Below are 1,084 nucleotides of genomic sequence, written 5' to 3'. Positions count from 1 at the left end.
AGTTGGGTAGGCCGCCGGCGAGGTGACCGCCTTGGGCGGTTCCTTTTCCGTCGGCCTCCCGCCGAACCCGCCGTGCAGCGTTAACTGCAACGGGCTCTCCAGTGGTTATGCCGTGGGTTGCGTGGTAGGTCGTCCGGCGTGGATCGCCTCGTGGCAGGGGCGGCAGGCGACGAGTGTCTTTCGCCGTCGCTTCGCCATGAGGCGAACCCAGGCCGGTTTTTCACGTCGTCCTGGTTTGTTGAGGTCGGCGAGGTGGCGGACATGGTGGACTTCCACCTGCTCCGTCGCTCCGCACAGTTCGCACGCGCCCGCGAGGAGCCGGTGGATCAGCTCGTTGCCACGGGCGGTGGCCAGGATCGGCGCTCGGTCTTCGAGGGCGGCCGTGGGCTTCCGGTGCAGCGGTATGCCGCCGAAACGCGCGACCAGTGGTTTCCTGCCGTCGTCACGCTGGATAGTGACCTCAAAGCAGGTGCGCGGTCCGTGGTCCGTCTTCACGGTGGCCTTGTACTTGTGGGCCATCGCGTTGACGGTGGATCTGTGCTTGCCTGCCAGGGTCTTGAGCATGGCGGTTTCCATGACCCAGCGCAGTTTCTGGAGCCGGTAGACGTCACCGGCAAGCAGGTAATACTGGACGATGCCCCGGTACTCGGCCTGGAACTTCGACACGATCGTGTAGTCGTTGTCGTGAAGCATCTGCGGCCGGGACGCGGGTTTGCCGCGCTTGCAGTACGGGGCGCACTTGTTTCTGATCACTTCTGGGGGGACGCGCAACCCGATTGCTCCGTTGACAGCCCGGCGACCCCGGGTGATCTTTGTGTCGGAGTGTTGGGCGACGATGTCGTAGCCGAGGAAACGTGCCCGCCCGGTCTGGGCGTGGGTGATCAGCGTCTTCTCGGCGGACAGTTCCAGCCTGAGGTCGTCACGCAGGAACTGCCGGACCCTTTCGGTGATCTCCTGTGCTTCGGATTTCGGCCCGCTGAACCCGAACAGAATATCGTCCGCGTACCTTACGTACCGTAACCGCCGATAGCTGGGATCGTGGGGATCCTGGCTGGGCAGCTGGCGGCGTTGCTGGCGAAGCCGG

The 1,084-nt window shown here is 64.7% G+C and carries 1 protein-coding gene; it reads right to left on the bottom strand.

Annotation, left to right across the window (positions count from 1 at the left end; translation table 11 throughout):
• Positions 1-105: 105 nt before the first annotated feature.
• Positions 106-1,084 (bottom strand): HNH endonuclease (locus AC559T_RS13755; RefSeq protein ID WP_498868934.1); only part of this gene is annotated, 979 nt, incomplete at its 5' end.

Source organism: Frankia sp. Hr75.2, assembly GCF_949319125.1.
GTDB lineage: Bacteria > Actinomycetota > Actinomycetes > Frankiales > Frankiaceae > Parafrankia > Parafrankia soli.
Note: the sequence above shows the minus strand (reverse complement) of the source record. Positions and strands in the feature narration are given on the sequence as shown.